At 62.2% G+C, this 17,166-nt stretch carries 15 protein-coding genes and 2 pseudogenes; 8 read left to right on the forward strand and 9 right to left on the reverse strand.

Annotated elements, in window-relative coordinates:
* Positions 1-35: 35 nt before the first annotated feature.
* Positions 36-470: pseudogene (locus tag N181_RS22025) on the reverse strand (VOC family protein).
* Between the two features lie 316 nt (positions 471-786).
* Between N181_RS22025 and N181_RS22030 the strand changes: the two are divergent.
* The 4 genes from N181_RS22030 to N181_RS22045 all read left to right on the forward strand — a co-directional run bounded on the left by N181_RS22030 (position 787) and on the right by N181_RS22045 (position 4,710).
* Positions 787-1,188, forward strand: coding sequence for a cupin domain-containing protein (locus N181_RS22030; RefSeq protein ID WP_037437360.1), 402 nt, complete (start codon positions 787-789; stop codon positions 1,186-1,188).
* A gap of 46 nt (positions 1,189-1,234) precedes the next feature.
* Positions 1,235-2,554 (forward strand): epoxide hydrolase family protein, encoded by a 1,320-nt coding sequence (locus N181_RS22035; protein ID WP_037431910.1) that lies wholly within the window; start codon positions 1,235-1,237, stop codon positions 2,552-2,554.
* Between the two features lie 93 nt (positions 2,555-2,647).
* Complete coding sequence (locus N181_RS22040) at positions 2,648-3,385, forward strand: response regulator (RefSeq protein WP_037431912.1); 738 nt, start codon at positions 2,648-2,650, stop codon at positions 3,383-3,385.
* Positions 3,385-4,710: a sensor histidine kinase gene (locus tag N181_RS22045; protein WP_037431915.1), complete on the forward strand. Its 1,326-nt coding sequence runs from the start codon at positions 3,385-3,387 to the stop codon at positions 4,708-4,710. The genes N181_RS22040 and N181_RS22045 overlap by 1 nt, the downstream gene beginning before the upstream one ends.
* Before the next feature lie 64 nt (positions 4,711-4,774).
* On the opposite strand, the gene N181_RS22050 is transcribed toward N181_RS22045, so the two are convergent.
* The 8 genes from N181_RS22050 to N181_RS22085 all read right to left on the reverse strand — a co-directional run bounded on the left by N181_RS22050 (position 4,775) and on the right by N181_RS22085 (position 13,247).
* Complete coding sequence (locus tag N181_RS22050; RefSeq protein WP_037431936.1) at positions 4,775-5,440, reverse strand: VOC family protein; 666 nt, start codon at positions 5,438-5,440, stop codon at positions 4,775-4,777.
* A 132-nt stretch (positions 5,441-5,572) separates the two neighbouring features.
* Entirely contained in the window at positions 5,573-5,989 is a 417-nt protein-coding gene (locus N181_RS22055; protein WP_037431919.1) for an organic hydroperoxide resistance protein, read from the reverse strand.
* 349 nt (positions 5,990-6,338) lie between these two features.
* Positions 6,339-7,385: an alpha/beta fold hydrolase gene (locus N181_RS22060; protein ID WP_037431920.1), complete on the reverse strand. Its 1,047-nt coding sequence runs from the start codon at positions 7,383-7,385 to the stop codon at positions 6,339-6,341.
* Between the two features lie 144 nt (positions 7,386-7,529).
* Positions 7,530-8,474 carry a GlxA family transcriptional regulator gene (locus N181_RS22065; protein ID WP_037431922.1) on the reverse strand — a complete coding sequence of 315 codons (945 nt, stop codon included), beginning with the start codon at positions 8,472-8,474 and terminating at the stop codon, positions 7,530-7,532.
* 98 nt (positions 8,475-8,572) lie between these two features.
* Complete coding sequence (locus N181_RS22070) at positions 8,573-10,129, reverse strand: MFS transporter (RefSeq protein ID WP_037431923.1); 1,557 nt, start codon at positions 10,127-10,129, stop codon at positions 8,573-8,575.
* 136 nt (positions 10,130-10,265) lie between these two features.
* The gene (locus tag N181_RS22075; RefSeq protein WP_037431925.1) at positions 10,266-11,069 is read right to left on the reverse strand and encodes an SDR family NAD(P)-dependent oxidoreductase; all 804 of its coding nucleotides are present in this window, start codon (positions 11,067-11,069) and stop codon (positions 10,266-10,268) included.
* Positions 11,070-11,247: 178 nt separating this feature from the next.
* Complete coding sequence (locus tag N181_RS22080) at positions 11,248-11,460, reverse strand: hypothetical protein (protein WP_037431927.1); 213 nt, start codon at positions 11,458-11,460, stop codon at positions 11,248-11,250.
* A 32-nt stretch (positions 11,461-11,492) separates the two neighbouring features.
* On the reverse strand, positions 11,493-13,247 hold the full coding sequence (locus N181_RS22085; protein WP_037431928.1) for a cytochrome c biogenesis protein DipZ: 1,755 nt from the start codon (positions 13,245-13,247) through the stop codon (positions 11,493-11,495).
* Between the two features lie 432 nt (positions 13,248-13,679).
* Between N181_RS22085 and N181_RS22090 the strand changes: the two genes are divergently transcribed.
* From N181_RS22090 to N181_RS22105, 4 genes and pseudogenes are all read left to right on the forward strand, one after another.
* Positions 13,680-14,612 carry a LysR family transcriptional regulator gene (locus N181_RS22090; RefSeq protein WP_037431930.1) on the forward strand — a complete coding sequence of 311 codons (933 nt, stop codon included), beginning with the start codon at positions 13,680-13,682 and terminating at the stop codon, positions 14,610-14,612.
* Between the two features lie 143 nt (positions 14,613-14,755).
* A complete protein-coding gene (locus tag N181_RS22095) occupies positions 14,756-15,469 on the forward strand; it encodes an SDR family NAD(P)-dependent oxidoreductase (RefSeq protein WP_037431931.1) in 714 nt (237 codons plus the stop codon).
* Between the two features lie 85 nt (positions 15,470-15,554).
* Positions 15,555-15,790 (forward strand): annotated as a pseudogene (locus N181_RS22100) (tautomerase family protein).
* A gap of 87 nt (positions 15,791-15,877) precedes the next feature.
* Complete coding sequence (locus N181_RS22105; RefSeq protein ID WP_037431932.1) at positions 15,878-16,879, forward strand: DMT family transporter; 1,002 nt, start codon at positions 15,878-15,880, stop codon at positions 16,877-16,879.
* Positions 16,880-17,166: the final 287 nt, after the last annotated feature.

Here is a 17,166-nt window from a genome sequence, read left to right on the forward strand (position 1 = left end):
GCGCCTCCAAACCCGACCTCTCCCGCGTCAGCGGGTTAGTTCAATCCTCTCCCGGTTAATTTGTCACTACAGCCTAGGAACTTGTTGCCTTCAGGGTCGCGGAAATATGCGCAGTACGGACCGTCGGAGCCTTCCCCTCTAGTGCCAGGCGCACCCTCGTCAGAGCCGCCGGCTGCCAAAGCGACCGCATGTGCCTCCTGAACCTGGGCACGAGAACGGGCCTCGAATGCCACCATCCCGCCATTGCCGACATTTGCCGTCTCGCCGTTGAACGGTCTGATCACGCCGAATTCGAGCGTCTTGAGCCCATAATAGACAGCTCTTCCGGGCTAAACGAGAACGTGCCCTATACCGAACACGGCGAGCAGCTTGTCATAAAACGCCGTTGCAGCATCCAGGTCGTTGGTGCCTACGGTGGAGTGCCCCCGCAGGCCGCGGATCTTCTCGGGTTGGGTTGTGATATCGTACATTGCGATCTTCCTCTTGCGTTGCGCTTGGCTAGGGAGCTGATTGCCCCTGCCCCCAGAGGAGATCGCGCGTCTTTGTGTATTGGTTTTTTCACCAAGACAGCCGGTGTGTATCGAACTGTAGGCAATGGCTGGTTGATACTCGCACATACGTCCTTCCTCGCGGATCCGGGACGTGAAATTCCGTCGGTACCTGCCGCGATACATGCCGTTACAAAATTCCCGCCCGGCCGACACATCGACAATACACGCCGAAGTCTAGATGTCAGCGCTTGCCTTAAAGATGAAGGCCCAACCAAGTGCGGGAAAGGATGACCTTATGAAGATGTCTCGGATCATGGCGGCTGCGCTGCTGATCGTTGGAAGCGGATTTGCGTTGCACGCGGCCAAGGCGCAGCAACCGGGAATCCAGCGCACCGACCTTCTGCAGCACGATCTCGGTGTGCCTGGCCGCGAAGCGGTCCAGGTGCGTGTTGACATCGAACCCGGCGCAGTCTCCATCAAGCACGCTCATCCGGGCGAAGAGGTGGCCTATGTTCTCGTAGGCTCGCTGGAATATCTGCTCGAGGGTCGAGCGCCGGTCACGCTTCATGCCGGCGAAGCGTTGTTCATCCCGGCCGGAGTGGCGCATGTGGCGAAGAATGTCGGCAGCGGTAAGGCATCGGAACTCGCGACATACATCGTTGAGAAAGGCACCCCGCTTGTCGTTCCGGTCAAGTGAGCGTTTCGACATGCATCCCGACAACTACAAAGAAGGAAGAGCGACAATGACCGCACAGGAGACGACCGACGCGTCCGCGCTGTCCCGCCGGGCTCTGCTCCTGAGCGGAGCCGCGCTGACAGCCCTTGGCATGTTTCGCCCTGCGAAAGCTGTCGCCGAAGCGGGCGCCACGATGCCTTTGAAGGGCGGCGACATTCGCCCGTTCCGCGTGGACGTTCCGGCGGCAGAGCTCGTCGATCTCCGCCGGCGCCTTGCCGCGACGCGCTGGCCTGACCCGGAGACGGTCGACGACCGATCTCAGGGTGTGCAGCTTGCAAAGCTTCAGGCGCTCGTGCGCCACTGGGAGGTGGCCTACGACTGGCGTAAGTCAGAGGCGAAACTCAATGCCCTGCCCCAGTTTCTGACGCGTATCGACGACCTCGACATTCATTTCATCCATGTTCGCTCGCCTCATGCGAACGCATTGCCTCTCATCATGACCCACGGCTGGCCCGGTTCTGTCTTCGAACTCCTGAAAGTCGTCGGTCCGTTGACCGACCCCACGGCGCACGGTGGGAGAGACCAGGACGCCTTCCATCTCGTGCTTCCGTCCGTTCCCGGCTTCGGCTTTTCGGAAAAGCCGAAAGGCACCGGCTGGAACCCGGAGCGGATCGCCCGCGCCTGGGACGTGCTTATGAAACGGCTTGGATATACGAGCTACGTGTCACAGGGCGGCGACTGGGGTGCCATTATTTCCGATGCCATGGGCCGCCAAGCTCCGCCGGGCCTGCTCGGCATCCATGTCAACAGGATTGAGCGCTCGACGACCATCCCGTCAGAAATTGCCAGGGCCCTGAGGAGCGGAGATCCCACGCCGGCAAGTCTGACGAGCGAAGAACGGGTGGTGTTTGACCAGGCCAGGGAGTTCCTCGGCAAGGGATTCGGATATGCGGCGATCATGGGGACACGTCCGCAAACCATCGGCTACGGTCTCGCCGACTCGCCAGTTGGATTGGCGGCGTGGTTCTATGACAAACTCGCCGACTGGGTGTTCACCCGTGGCGAACCGGAGCGCGCGTTGAGCCGCGACGATATCCTCGATAACATCACGCTCTATTGGCTGACGAACACAGGCACTTCGAGCGGCCGGATTTATTGGGAGAACAGTGCCGGCAGCGGCAAGTTGGCCCCTATCGCGATCCCGGCGGCGGTGACGATTTTTCCGGGCGAGGTTTACAAGCCGCCGAAAAGCTGGGCGGAAGGGGCGTACCACAACCTCATCTACTATAACCGAGTGGACAAGGGCGGCCACTTCGCCGCATGGGAAGAACCGGACCTGTTCAGCGCCGAGCTGCGCGCCGCTTTCCGGCCCTTGCGCCAAGCCTAACGCGTCTGCATCCTCGCTTCCGAACGGGCCGCGAGCCGGTGAATATTGCTATCACGGCTTAAGAGATGGGGCGTGAGCGGTGGAGATTACGCAATGGAGCATATCGACCACATCTTGATCGTCGACGACGACCGCGAAATCCGGGATCTGGTGTCAACCTACCTGAAGAAGAACGGTCTGCGCGTTACCGCCGTCGCCGACGGGCGGCAGATGCGCGCGTTCCTCGAGACCAATACCGTCGATCTGATTATTCTCGACCTCATGATGCCGGGCGACGACGGCCTGGTATTGAGCCGCGAGTTGCGTGTCGGCAGACACAAGGCGACGCCGATCGTCATGCTGACCGCCCGCTCCGACGAGATGGACCGCATCATCGGGCTCGAAATGGGCGCCGACGACTATCTCGCCAAGCCGTTCTCGGCGCGCGAACTACTTGCCCGCATAAAGGCGGTCCTGCGGCGCGCGCGCATGCTGCCGCCCAATCTGCAGATCTCGGAGGCCGGCCAATTATTGCGTTTCGGCGAATGGAAGCTCGACACGACGGCAAGGCACCTCGTCGATGCCGACGGCACTGCGATTGCGCTCAGCGGCGCCGAATACCGGCTGCTACGCGTTTTCGTCGATCACCCGCAGCGCGTCCTCAATCGCGATCAGCTCCTCAACCTCACGCAGGGACGCGAGGCCGAGCTCTTCGATCGCTCCATCGATCTCCTGGTCAGCCGGGTTCGCCAGCGCCTTGGCGACGATGCCCGGGAACCGACCTATATCAAGACCGTCCGCAGCGAGGGCTATGTTTTTTCGATGCCAGTCGAGATCGTGGAGCCCCGCTGATGGCGATGCCCGCATTCCTCAATGGAATTCGCCTGTGGCCGCGCACGCTCAGAGCGCGGCTGTTTGTTATCCTTCTTGCCGGCCTGACGGTCGCCCATGTCATGTCGTTTACGGCGCTGTTTTCCGAACGCTACATCGCCGCCAGGTCGGTGATGTTCAATACGCTCGAAAACGACGTCGCCACGTCGATCGCCATCCTCGACCGGCTCCCCGCGGCCGAGCGCGCCGCTTGGCTGGACCACCTTGATCGCGGATCCTACAGGTTCGTTCTGGGGCGCGGCATCCCCGGCAATCCCATGCTTGAGCCGGACGATGCCGAGGTCGCCTCCAAGATCCAGGCGGCCATAGGCACGAAATACCCGATCGAGGTCGAATCCATCCCCGGTGGAGCGCGGCGCCTCCAGGCACATCTTCGCTTGAGCGATGGCGAGCCGCTGACAATAGAGGTCACGCCAAAGGGCGTCATGCCCGTGGCCGACTGGCTGCCCTATGTGCTCATTGCGCAGCTTTCTCTGTTGGTACTGTGCAGCTGGTTTGCCATGCGCCAGGCAATCCGTCCCCTCGCCAATCTGGCGAGAGCCGCCGACACGCTTGATCTCAACAGCAACACGCCGCGACTCAGCGAAACCGGACCTAGGGAAGTCGCCTATGCGGCTACGGCCTTCAATGCGATGCGCGATCGCATCACGCAGTATCTGGAGGAGCGCGTGCAGATTCTGGCCGCGATCTCACATGATCTGCAGACACCGATCACGCGCATGAAACTCCGCGCGGAAATGGCTGAAGACTCCATCGACAGGGATAAGCTCATTCAGGACCTCGACGAGGTTGAACGTCTCGTCAAGGAAGGGGTCGCCTATGCACGCAGCGCCCATGGCAACGACGAAAAAGCCTCGCGCCTCGATGTCGCCTCGTTCATCGAGAGCCTGGCCTATGACTATCAGGATACCGGCAAGACGGTCACGGTCGGCGAAGTGAGCGACGGCGCAATCGTCACCCGGCCGCACGCTTTGAGGCGGATCCTCACCAACCTGATCGACAATGCGCTCAAATTCGGCGGCGCTGCGGAAATCGAGGCTCAGCGCCACGCCGACGACACCCTGGTCATAAAAGTCCTCGATCGCGGTCCTGGCGTCCCGGAAAGTCAGATGGAGGCCGTCATGAAACCCTTCTTCCGCTTGGAGCAATCGCGCAACCGCGACACGGGCGGGACCGGTCTCGGCCTCGCCATCGCCCAACAGCTCGCGACCGCGATTGGTGCCACGCTCACCTTGCGCAACCGCGACGGCGGCGGTCTGGTGGCGGAAATCAGTCTGCGACAATAGGCCCTCAGCCCCCTCGACAACACATCAGGGCCGCCTCGACCGCCCTGATGTGGCATCCATTTAATCACGTGGGCTGCGGCTCGCCAATCTGCTCCCGGACGATATACTCGGCGTACCAGATCGGCCAATCCTCGTCCCGGTGACCGAGCTGCTTCTCGTATTCGCCGTGGGCGGCCTCTGCGCGCCGGAAAGCGCCCGCAAGATCGGCGGCCGAGGCGAATGTCGCGGTGCTCGCGTCGATCCGCCCCGGCAGTCGCGCGGTGACTTCCTGGAAAAGCCAGCCGTTGCCATCCGGATCGCGGAACGAGGCATAGGAGCGGTAGCTGCGGCGCTCGGGATCCGCGCCGCCAACCCGGAGCCGACCAAACAGATACGGCTCGTCGTTACCCGCGTGCACGTCGCCCGCATGGAACACTTCGCTGATGTCGACGCCGCGGTCACGCAAGTCCTCGCGGGCGGCCTCTATGTCGGAAACGATGAGGTACAGCCCCTGGGCGGAGCCCGGTTCCGCATCGGTCACATTCTGCCCAAAGATGACCGAGGCGCCGGACCCGGGCGGGGTGAACTGGATCACCCGGTAGCCGTCATCCCCAGAAAAATCGGCATCGAGACGCCAACCGAGGCTCGCGTAGAATTCCTTCGAGCGCTCGACATCCGAGACGGGGACGACGATGACCTCGAGCTTCATGTCGATCGGCCGCGCTCTTTCGCTGTTGATTGCAGTGGTCATGCTTTTCTCCTTTGTTTGGGAGTCGGCGTCGCGCCTGTGCAAATTGATGCGCAGCGATCTGAACGCCGCCCCTGCGCGATGCCTGCTGGTGTTCCCGGCCGGAACCATCGGTCGGGAGCCATCTTCTCCGAGTCAGACGATGTTGATCTCGACTGCGATGTTGCCACGCGTCGCCTTGGAGTAAGGGCAGGTCTGATGCGCCCTTTCGACCAGCGCCTGTGCCGTGTCACGGTCGATGCCCGGAATGCTCACATTGAGCCGGGCCTGCAACGAATAGGCGCCTGCGCCGTGGCGCAGATCCACTTCCGCATCCACCGCCAGATCGGCCGGAAGTGTTATTTTCCGCTCGCTGGCCGCCTTTCCGATCGCCCCGATGAAGCAGGCCGACCAGCCGGCCGCGAAGAGCTGCTCTGGATTGGTCCCCGGCCTCGAACTGCCGGGTGAGGAAAGCTTGATGTCGAGGTGCCCGTCAGAACTGCGGGATGCGCCTTCACGGCCGCCGGTGGTGCGCGTCTTGCCTGTATAAAGTACTTTCTCGATCTCGGTCATGGTGTCCTTCCTTCGACAGAGTTGATGACGCCGAGCCAAATTGGCTTGTCGGACTGTCGAGGCACACATGCCGTTCCGCACGTGGATGGAATGTTTCGCGACCGGGCGGAAAAGTAAGCGAATGCTGGCAGAATGCGGAACGGACACACTACAATACGAACGCGGTGTCACAAGCGACGCGTGAAAGCCAGAAACAACGAGGGCATGTCGCCAGAAAGTGCGCCGCGATTTGAACAGGATGAAATATCAAAAGCGCGTCGCGCATTTGTTGAACGCGGACGCGCTTTAGAAGTGTACAGCGATCTTGATGCGTCTGAAAGGACGCGGCAGTCGAAGGCAGCAAAAGTGATCAGAAACGATCGACGTCAAAGACAGCCTGGGCAAAGGCCTGGGGCGCTTCCTGCGGCAGGTTGTGACCGATGCCGCCGGTGATCAACCGATGCGCGTACGTGCCGGAGAATTTCTTGGCATAGGATGCGGGCTTCGGATGGGGGGCGCCGTTGGCATCGCCCTCCAGCGTGATGGTCGGCACCCCGATGAGTGGGAATTCGGCGAGCCTTTCTTCCAGGTCGTCATATTTCCGCTCGCCGTCGGCCAGGCTGATCCGCCAGCGGTAGTTGTGGATCGTGATATCGACATGATCCGGGTTCTCGAAAGCCGCCGCGCTGCGGTTGAAGGTGACATCGTCGAAATTCCATTTCGGCGAGGCGAGCTGCCAGATAAGTTTCGCGAATTCCTTTCGGTTTCGCTCGTAGCCCGCGCGCCCGCGGTCGGTGGCAAAGTAGAACTGGTACCACCAGGCATGCTCGGCGCCGGGCGGCAGCGGCATCTTGTTGGCTTCACGGCTGCCTATGAGGTAGCCGCTCACGGACACAAGGGCCTTGCACCGCTCCGGCCAGAGAGCGGCGATGATATTGGCGGTTCGCGCTCCCCAATCGCAGCCGGCGATGACCGCCTTGTCGATCTCGAGCGCATCCATCAAGGCGACGATGTCGGCAGCGATCGCCGACTGCTGGCCATTTCGCGGCGTCTCCGCCGAAAGAAAGCGCGTCGTCCCGTAGCCGCGCAGATAGGGAACGATCACCCGATAGCCGGCCTCCGCCAGCAAAGGTGCCACGTCGACATAGGTGTGGATGTCATAGGGCCAGCCGTGCAGAAGGATGACCACAGGCGCGTCGCCCGCGCCGAGTTCGGCGTAGCCGACATTGAGGACGCCCGCGTCGATCTGCTTGAGCGAGGCGAAGAATGTGTTCGTCCCTGGCGCGATCGCCGGAGTGCCGGCATCACCGGCTGCATTTGCTGCGGCGAGGCCGCTTATGCCCAATTGCGCGGCGGCGAGCGTCAACGCCGCCACTCCCATGAACCGCCGCCGCGGCAGATTGATTTCCCCTGTCATCGATCTTCTCCGGACTGTGTGAACTGCAACAGCGGATTGCGATGTTCATGTATCTCCAATGTGAGTTCGCAAGACCCCGAATGAAAGCTCGTGTAGTTCACCCGGGCCCAGATACAGTCGGATACAATTCCACTGTCGGCTGCACTATGCAGATGCGCTATCGCGCGCATTTCGCCGGATCGTCTGCGGTGGCTGCCCGAGCGTGCGCAGAAAGGCGCGGCGCATGCGATCAGGATCCGCGAAACCGGTCTCCACCGCGATCACGTCCATGGGATGCCGACCCTGCTCCATCATCAGCCGGGCGGCCTCGACGCGGAGATTTTCCACTGCCTTGGCGGGTGACTGTCCCGTCTCGGACCGAAACGCCCGGCTGAACTGGCGCGGGCTCAGCCCCGCCGCATCCGCCAGTTCTTCGACCGACAACACGCCGCGGAGATGTGCTTTGGCGTAGTCGATCGATCTCTGGATCCGGTCAGACTTCGGCTCGAGTTCGAGCAATGCGGAGAACTGCGACTGTCCGCCGGCGCGTCGATGATAGATGACGAGCTTGCGAGCGACCGAGCGTGCGACGTCCTGACCGTGGTCCTTCTCGATCATTGCAAGCGCAAGGTCGATGCTCGCCGTCATCCCGGCCGACGTCCACACGCTGCCGTCGACGATGAAGATACGGTCTTCCTCGACCTGTACGGCCGGGAAGCGCTCCTGGAGCTGGCGCGCGAAAGCCCAATGGGTGGTGGCGCGGCGTCCATCCAGCAGCCCGGCTTCCGCAAGGACGAAGGCGCCGGTACATGGCGCCGCCACCCGGCGTGCCGTTTTGAGCGCGTGGCGCGCGAACTCGATCAGTGCCGGCGTCATCGGCTCGATCGTCGAGCTGGCGCCGAACATCACAGTATCGTAGGCGGTGCCATCGAAGGCCTTCGCGAGAACGCCGAAACCGGCCGACGACTTGACCTCGCCGCCCCTCTCCGAAAGCAGCTCTATCTCGTAAACCGGCTCGCCAAGGGCGACATTCGCCATCTCGAAGGCCGTGACCGCCGCGAAGCCCATGAGTTGGAACCCTGGAAAGACGACAAAGCCGATCCGATGCATGGCAATGACCCTCTGTCTGGAAATGCTGGATATACGATATTTGCGCCATGAGATAAACCGCCGTCGCGGGCAGACTCCCAGGCCGGCACTTCACAGTTTCACGGCGTTTCTCCTTGAGAGATCTTGACAGGGCGGCGCAATGGCGGAGAACGGCCTATTGCAGCGATTGCAACGGTGCCGAGCATCAGCAGGATGGCGACGACAAGAAAGCCATCTGCGAATGCGAGCGCCCATGTCTGCCGTTGTGCTCCGGAAGCAATCTGCGCTGATAGTAAGGCGCCCGCATCGTCGGCCATTCGGCTCGCAAGAGCTGCGAGGCTGGAGATTCGATCTACATCGAAGGCCTGGCCGAGCGACGCGCCTTCGAAGAGGGCGCCGGAATGAACCTTCTGACGCTCCGTGACGACGTTCGAGATGAAGCCGACGCCGAGCGTCGTGCCAACCAGATTGCTCATGTTGAATACGAGCGATGCCGTCGGGAGGTCCGCAGGCTTCAAGCTGCCCGTGCCGACGACCATGGCCGGAGCCAACAGCAAGAGCTGGCCCGCCGAATAGATGGCGAGCGCCTGCCAAAACTGCTCCCCAGCAGAGAGCGCCGTGCCATTGACCATGAGCGCAGTACCAAAGGCCAGGAGGACGACGCCAAGTCCCATGATCAGGCGCAGATCGCACAGATGCAGGAACCACCAGACCAGTGGCAGTGCGATCAGTTGCGCCGCTGCAGCCCACAGCATGAGTTCGGAGATTTCGAACGAGCTGTATCCTTGCACGATGGCGAGGAACTGCGGCACCAGATACGAGCTTACCACCAGGCCGGCACGCAAAAGGAAATTGAGCCCTATCGGAATGCCGAACCTCCGGGTGACGAGCAACCCTGGTGTTATGAACGGCAGTGGGGAGAAACGGATCGCGAATGCGAACCCGGCCCAGGCCGCAACGGATACGAGCGTGCCCCAGACGATCATTTCGCTTTCGAACCAGAAACGGCGCGTGCCTTGGTTGAGGACCAGTACCAAGCTCATCAGGGCAAGCGACAACAGCGTAATGGCCATCCAATCGGCCTTAAGGGCAGGCCAGTTGGGCGCATTGTTCGGAGCCCACAGACGGGCGGCAAGGGCGAGCAGCGCGCCGATTGCCGCCTGAATCAGGAAAAGGCTTCTCCAGCCGAAAATTTCCTCGACAAAACCAGAAATGACAGGCCCGGCCGTTCCGGCAAAGAGAAGCGAAAATGCCAGGATGATGACGGCATAAGGCAGGCGGGGACCGCCGGCGACCATGAAGATCGCGACGAAAGCCGCAGGCCCGTACCCACCGGCCGCGAAACCTTGCACCGAACGGAAGGCAATCATGGTGCCGAGATCGGCCGTTATCGCACAGGCGATCGCCGCCGCGGCGAACAGGACCGAACTTGCGACCAGATAGCGGCCGATACTCAACGCACCGATCAACAGGCCGGAGATGACAACCCCGACACAACTGCCCATGGTATAGGCAGTGAGTATCCAGGAACCCTCGTCCGCCGTGGAGGAAAGACCTCCCTGAATATCGGCGATGTTGGTCGACGCGAACTGCGCCGACAGATTCACCAGGAATGAACCCGCAAGCCCGGTGGCGAGAAACAGAACCTTTTGCGGTGTCAGTGCTGACCCGGTCATCTCACTTCTCCTCGGCTCTCGATGGATCGCCGCCCCCTCGCCGTCGAGCTTTGGGCGACCGGTCATGCATTGATCATGGAGGGTGCGGAACGCGCTCGACTTGGAGCGCGTTCAGCGTCGCTCCTGGACTGACACGCTACCTGATCGCGGCCCGATAGCGGGCGGCGGGGATATTGCGGGAAAGATGCGGCATGAGCTTTTGCCGCGCCGCTTCGTAGGTCTCCCAATCGGCAGCGTCCGGAAGCGATGGGATGGTGATCCGCTCGCCGAGATCGAAGCCGGCGAGCGCGGCGTCCACCATGTCCTCGGCAGGCATAACGATCTCACTCGGCACATGCTCGAGCGGCGTGCCGGCGATGCCCCAGAAATCGGTCGCGGTCGCCCCCGGGAGGACCGCCTGGATGCGGATGTTCTTATCGGCAAGTTCCTTCTGGAGCGACAGTGTGAAGGCGAGGACGAAGGCCTTGCTCCCACCATAGACGCCGTTCAGCAATTCCGGCGCGATACCGACGATCGAAGCGATGTTGATGATCGCACCAGTGCCACGGGCAACGAAGCCTGGGACCGCTGCGTAGGTCAGCCGCGTCAGCGCGTTGACGTTCAGCGCGATCATCTCTTCCATCTTGTCGATATCGGAAGCAAGCAGCGGGGCCGTAGCGCCGACACCGGCATTGTTGACCAGCAAGGTGATGCTGGCGTCGGTCTGAAGGATCTGCTCGACGCGGCCGAGGTCGGCCTTGTTGCCGAGATCCGCCGCGACCACCTCTACGGCGCGTCCGGTCTCGTCGGTCAGCCGTTTGGCGAGTTCATTGAGGCGAGCGCTGTTGCGGGCAACCAGGATCAGATCATAGCCCCTGCGCGCAAGGCGATCGGCATAGATCGCACCAATGCCGGAGGAAGCGCCGGTAATAAGCGCGGTACCTTTGGAATGCTGGGTCATGTGGGGCTCCATTCGGTTGGGTTTGGAGCCTTCATACTAGGGTGAAAGCGCTATGGCTCAAATGTCATAGATCCGGCTTTTTAGGACATGCAATGGCGCATCCTCAACCACCGTCAGGACATTCTAAGGGCCGACGCGTTCAACGCCGACCCATTCAGCAATAGACTATCGGACGCGGTCACCAGCGATAGTCCACCGAAGCCTCGGAGATGCCGGCTGCTGCAGACGCTCCCTGCATGCCGGCCGTCGGCCGGATGGCGCGGGCGTTGGCCTGCAGTGCTGGGCTGGCGAAGAGCGCCGCTAACGCGGACGGCTCCCGAGGGTCGCTGTCCCAGGCGCAAGGCGCGGCAGCGAGTGCGAAGACGGCAAAGGTGGTCACCAGAATGCGCATTTGAACTCTCCTCTTGTTTCTAACCACAATGATCATCCGAAGGTGAAAACGAAGGCTTCGACGCCCGGATCAAGGAAGCGTATCTCGAACGTCCGCTCGCGCACGTCTGCCGACTGGCGCACAAGCTGGTAAAGACGCGTCTCCGAGACCGTGCCATTGCCGTCGGGGCCGACGTCCGAGCCGTGATCCGGACCCGGTGCAACGCCGTCGACCTTCACCTGGAAACGCACTTTCTTTCCCCCTGCGCCCGGGCCCAGAACAAGGTGCAGGTCGCGTGCGCTGAACCGGTATGCGATGCCGCCGCCTGCCCGATTGAGCGTCGCTTGCTCGGCACCGACGGTCCAGTTTCCGGCGAGCCCCCACTGATTGCGGCGTGGCCTTCCAACTGTATAGTCGCGCGCCCCATCCGGCGTGACACCTTCGGGCGAGATGAAATTTCCGGCTCGCATGTAGCCGACATAGTCTTCGCCCGATTGGAGGTTGGCAAAATCGGGCGCGGCTTCGGCGCCTTTGGCGTTCGGCGTCACAAGGCCGCCATCGTCCTTTCGTCTGCCGGCCGCCTCCGCCAGCAGTTCCTGGATGACGCGCTCCGACTGAGCTTGGTCGCCCTCGCCGAAGTGATGGTGCCTGATCCGTCCCTCGGCATCGATGAAATAGTGCGCCGGCCAGTAGCTGTTGCCGAAGGCGCGCCAGATCGCGAAGTCGTTGTCGATCGCGACGGGATAGCCGATGCCGAAATCCTTCATCGCCCGTTTGACGTTGTCGATCCGCTTCTCGAAGGCGAACTCGGGCGCATGCACGCCGATCACGACGAGGCCCTGGTCCCGGTACTTCTCCGCCCACGCCCGGACATAGGGAACCGTTCGAATGCAGTTGATGCAGGAGTAGGTCCAGAAATCGACGAGCACCACCTTGCCGCGCAGTTGCTGCACCGTCAGCGGCTCGGAATTTAGCCACTCTACGGCGCCGCCTAGCGATGGGAAGATGCCCTCCACCGGCAGATCGCTTCGATAGGCCTGCTGCGGGTCGTTGGCGGCTGGTGCGGCGCTCGCCCTCGCCTCGGCGGAGTTGCCGCGCAGACGGTCGAGGAGCGACTGCTCGAGGGTCGTCGTGCTCGCATAGGACAGGCGCGCAAGCAGCCCTGCGTCGAACCCGAGCGCAATCGCCGCAACACCCGCAAGCACGGCGACGCCGAGGCCCTGCCGGAGACGCACGCCAAGACCAAGTGATCGCTTCATCGCCGCGAATACCCTTCCTCCGGCGAGCACAGCGAGGGCAAGCGAGGTGGCCGCGCCCGCGGCATAGGCCGTCAGCAGAAGCGTCGTCTCGACATTGGCGCCATGAAGGGCGGCTCCGGTCAAGACCAGCCCGAGGATCGGTCCTGCGCAGGGCGCCCAAAGGAGCCCGGTTGCGACCCCAAGGAGGACAGATGTTCCGACGCTCGCCTTCTGCCCGGCGGCCCTTTGTGAAAGCTGGTTGCCGAGTGCGACTGCCGGGCGCGTGACCATGGCCGCGACCCGCGTCGAAAGCAGGGTCACGCCGAAGCCGGCGAGCACTGCGAGCGCCGCATATCGGCCGGCTTCATTCGCCTGCACCGCCCAATCGCCGCCGATCGCGGCGAGTGTTGCCACTCCGGCGAATGTCACCACCTTGCCGATGAGCATTGGAAGAATGCTCCTGGCGAAGGGCTGACCGGCGCGGGAAAACACGAAGGGCAAGACAGGAAGGATGCAGGGGCTGACAATGGTCAGCACACCTGCGGCATAGGCAATAACGAAAAGGATCATTGTCGTCCCTCTGCAATGGACCAACGCGCTTTCCCGCACCGGTCGCGCTTCACATGCGCAGCAGGGGACCAGAGGGAAGTATCCCGCTTGTGTCCTCTCCCAAGCGGATCTGTATCAAAATGCAGGAGCGCGTCGCGGGGCTGCGCGGCAAGACCTACGCGCCGACGTGGACTATCGCAGAAGCTTGCGCGGTTGCCGCGCAAAGGAAGTCGACGAAGATGGGTTCTGGCCGGTAATCAACCGGCCGCCCAAACGCTTCTACTCATCCTTGACGAGGAACGGCACGACTTGGGTCAGTTGCACCGCCTCTTCCGTATCGGGGCTTTCCCCCGGACCGTCCGCCATTTCAGCGGGATCCCATTATTGACTGGTGGCGTTTTCGGGCGATTACTCGCGCCCTGGCAGTCACCATCCCGAAAGGCGGCAGAATAAATGGATCGTATCGATGCAATGAAGGTTTTCGTGGCGGCGATCGACGAAGGCAGTCTCGCCGGTGCCGCCCGACGGCTGAAGCGCTCGCCGACGGCGGTCAGCCGAGCGCTGAGTTTACTGGAGGCGCATGTCGGCGTGGAGCTACTGCATCGCACTACCCGCACGCTCAAACTCAGCGAAGCAGGCCAACGCTATGCGGCCGCCTGTCGACGGGTGCTTACCGATCTCGAAGAGGCCGACATGCTTGCAGGCGGGGAGCGTTCCGCCCCCCGCGGCGTATTGACGATCTCGGCGCCGCCAATCCTCGGGGAAGAGATACTTCGCCCCATCCTGGACGATTTCCTCGATCTCTACCCAGCCGTTTCGGCCCGGCTTCTCCTGCTCGACCGGTTCGTCAACCTGATCGATGAAGGCGTCGACATTGCCCTGCGGATCGGCCAGCTCGCGGATTCGTCGCTCATCTCCACCCGGGTCGGCGGCGATGTCCGGCGCGTCGTGGTCGCCTCGCCTCGATACCTCGCCAGTCATCCACGTATCGACGAGCCGACAGATCTCGCGAAACACCAGATCGTGGCCTTCACCAATTTCGGCCTCGACTCGTGGAACTTCACGCCGGCAAAGGGCGCGTCCATCCCCCGGACCGTTCAGTTCACACCGCGTTGTGTCGTCAACAGCGTGCGCGCAGCTGCCGCTTCGGCCGAGGCCGGACGTGGTCTGACCAGGCTCTATTCCTATCACGTTGCCGAATATGTGAGAGACGGGCGCCTCAAGATCGTGCTTGCCGAAGCCGAGCACCCGCCGCTGCCGGCGCATCTCATTGCCCCACAGGGACGCATGTCGGTACCGAAGGTCCGCGCCTTCGTCGACTTCGCCGCGCCGCGTCTGCGCTCTGAATTTGCTCGCCTGGCAGCGGAGGCAGGCACGCTTAACTGATTATGCCGAATTTCGGTTGAGTGCCTGCCAGCCTCCGGTTATTCTCCCAGAAACAGGACTGATCTAGCTTCTTCTGCACCAACGCCGAGGGCGAAGGGCGGACGCTTTAAGCGGCCGCTGCAAGCGAGAAAGGGATCATTTCAATGACCACCGAACAGAAGGTCGTCATCATCACCGGCGCGTCACAAGGCATCGGCGCCGGATTGGTTCGCGCCTACCGCGACCGCAACTACCGCGTCGTCGCCACTTCCCGGTCCATCAGGCCGAGCGCCGACCCGCATGTCCACACCGTCGCGGGCGACATAAGCAAGCCGGAGACCGCCGAGCGGATCGTCCGCGAAGGGCTTGAGCGCTTTGGCCGCATCGACTCGCTCGTGAACAATGCCGGCGTCTTCCTCGCCAAGCCGTTCGTCGAAATGACCCAGGAGGACTACGAGCATAACCTCGGCGTGAACGTGGCCGGCTTCTTCCACATCACCCAGCGCGCCGCTGCGGTGATGCTGAAGCAAGGCTCGGGCCATATCGTCAGCATCACCACCAGCCTGGTTGATCAGCCGATGGTCGGCATGCCCTCGGCGCTTGCGTCCCTGACCAAGGGTGGCCTGAACGCCGTGACCCGGTCGCTGGCGATGGAGTTCTCGAAGAGCGGCGTTCGCGTCAACGCGGTCTCCCCGGGGGTGATCAAGACACCGATGCACCCTTTCGAGACGCATGCGGCGCTCGCGGCCCTGCACCCGGTAGAGCGAATGGGTGAAATTCGCGACATCGTCGATGCCGTTCTCTATCTCGAGACCGCGGGCTTCGTCACCGGGGAGATCCTCCACGTCGACGGCGGCCAGAACGCCGGTCGGTGGTAATCGCCACATCAAGAGTGGCCGCACGGCAGTTCACGCGCGGGCGCCCCCAAGACAAAACCAAATCACTCTCGCAAAGGAGACCGTAATGCCTATCGTCACCGTACAGGTTACCCGTGATGGAAGCGCACCCGGCCGCAAGTCGGTCACGCCTGAGGAAAAGGCTGCGATCATCAAGGGTGTCAGCGAGGTGCTCCTCAACGTCCTGAGCAAGCCGCTGGAATCGACCTACGTCGTCATCGAAGAGGTCGATCTCGACAATGGGGCTGGGGCGGCCTCCCGGCGGAGCCGTACCGCCGAAAACGTGCCGCGGCACAATCCTGAAGCCAGGAGTCAACGCGCTAAACAGCATCCTCTGACCGGCTGGACGTCGTCTCGCCGATAGCGAAGCTTTGCCTGGAAGGAAGAGCAATGGACAAGAGATTCTCTATTGGCGTTTTTGCCGCACTCTTCGCGGCCTTTGCCTTTTCGCTCAATTTCATCGTGCCCTTCATCATCGGTGACTACTCCACCTTTGATTTTGCCCTTGTCCGCCACGTCGTTTCGGCTCTGGTCGGCCTTTGCATTCTGTTTTCGGGAAAAGGCGTGATGCAACATCTCACGCTCCGAAATTGGCTTTCGACGACCTGGCTCGCCTTCATCGGCTATGTCGGCTACTTCCTGACGGTAACGGGAGCCGCCATCTTTGCCGGTCCGGTCATCGCTCCCGCTTTTCTCGGCCTGGTCCCGATCGTTCTGGCAATCATCGGCAACCAGCGGCAGGGATCGTTGCCATGGCGATTTTTGATGATGCCGCTCATGCTGGTGCTGATCGGCCTTGTTCTCGTCAACGGCTCGGCATTCACGGCCGAAGGATTGAAGTCCGTCCGCTCGCTCTGGATCGGTATTCCGCTGGCCCTCGCAGCCGTGGCCTTGTGGGTCTGGTTCGCCATTGCCAACGAGGCTGCAATCGCCACCCGACCCGAAATGCCGTCAGCCGTGTGGTCGGCGCTCACACTGGTCGGCGGAGGCGTGTTGATGCTGGCCTTCTACCCAATTGGTGCAGCGATGCATCTCTTCCAGCTTCCCAGGCTCGGTTTCGAATGGAACGCCGCCGGTTGGCTCTATCTCTGGGGCATATCCCTCGCGCTGCTGGCCACGGTGGGCGGCGTGTGGGCGTGGAATGTCGCCTCCCGAACCCTGCCCGTCGCACTGACCGCGCAATTGATCGTCGCGGAAACCGCCTTCGGCGTCATTGGCGGGCTCATCGTTCATGGTCGATGGCCGACCGCAATGGAAGTCACCGGGGTCGCTATCCTGATCGCCGGGGTCGTCCTATCGATCCGTGTTTTCCATAAAAGTCAGGTTCGATCGGGCAAAGCTCTGTCGCGGGAATCCTGCATTTCACGGCGAGGCCTGACCGCAGCATCCTGATGACATCCGCTTACGCCGCGCTCGAGGGCCTATTGCGACGCCCGAGCGCGGCGGCCACTCCTTGGCCTGCATGCCGCCAGCCATTCCCTACGACGATCAACACCGAGTGGATCTATCCGCCGAGTGCCGATCGCGCAGCGGCTCTCGCAGCTGCAAGGGGGCTGGTCGTCACTCGGCTATCTGGTTCCCGCAGCCATTTTGCTTGGGATCGGCACCTACGTGAACGGCGCCTGCGTCCCCAGCAAATTCAGGTGGCAAGTCGTTGCACGCTTTTCTGCACCAACCGT

This window comes from Sinorhizobium fredii USDA 205 (assembly GCF_001461695.1).
Lineage (GTDB): Bacteria > Pseudomonadota > Alphaproteobacteria > Rhizobiales > Rhizobiaceae > Sinorhizobium > Sinorhizobium fredii.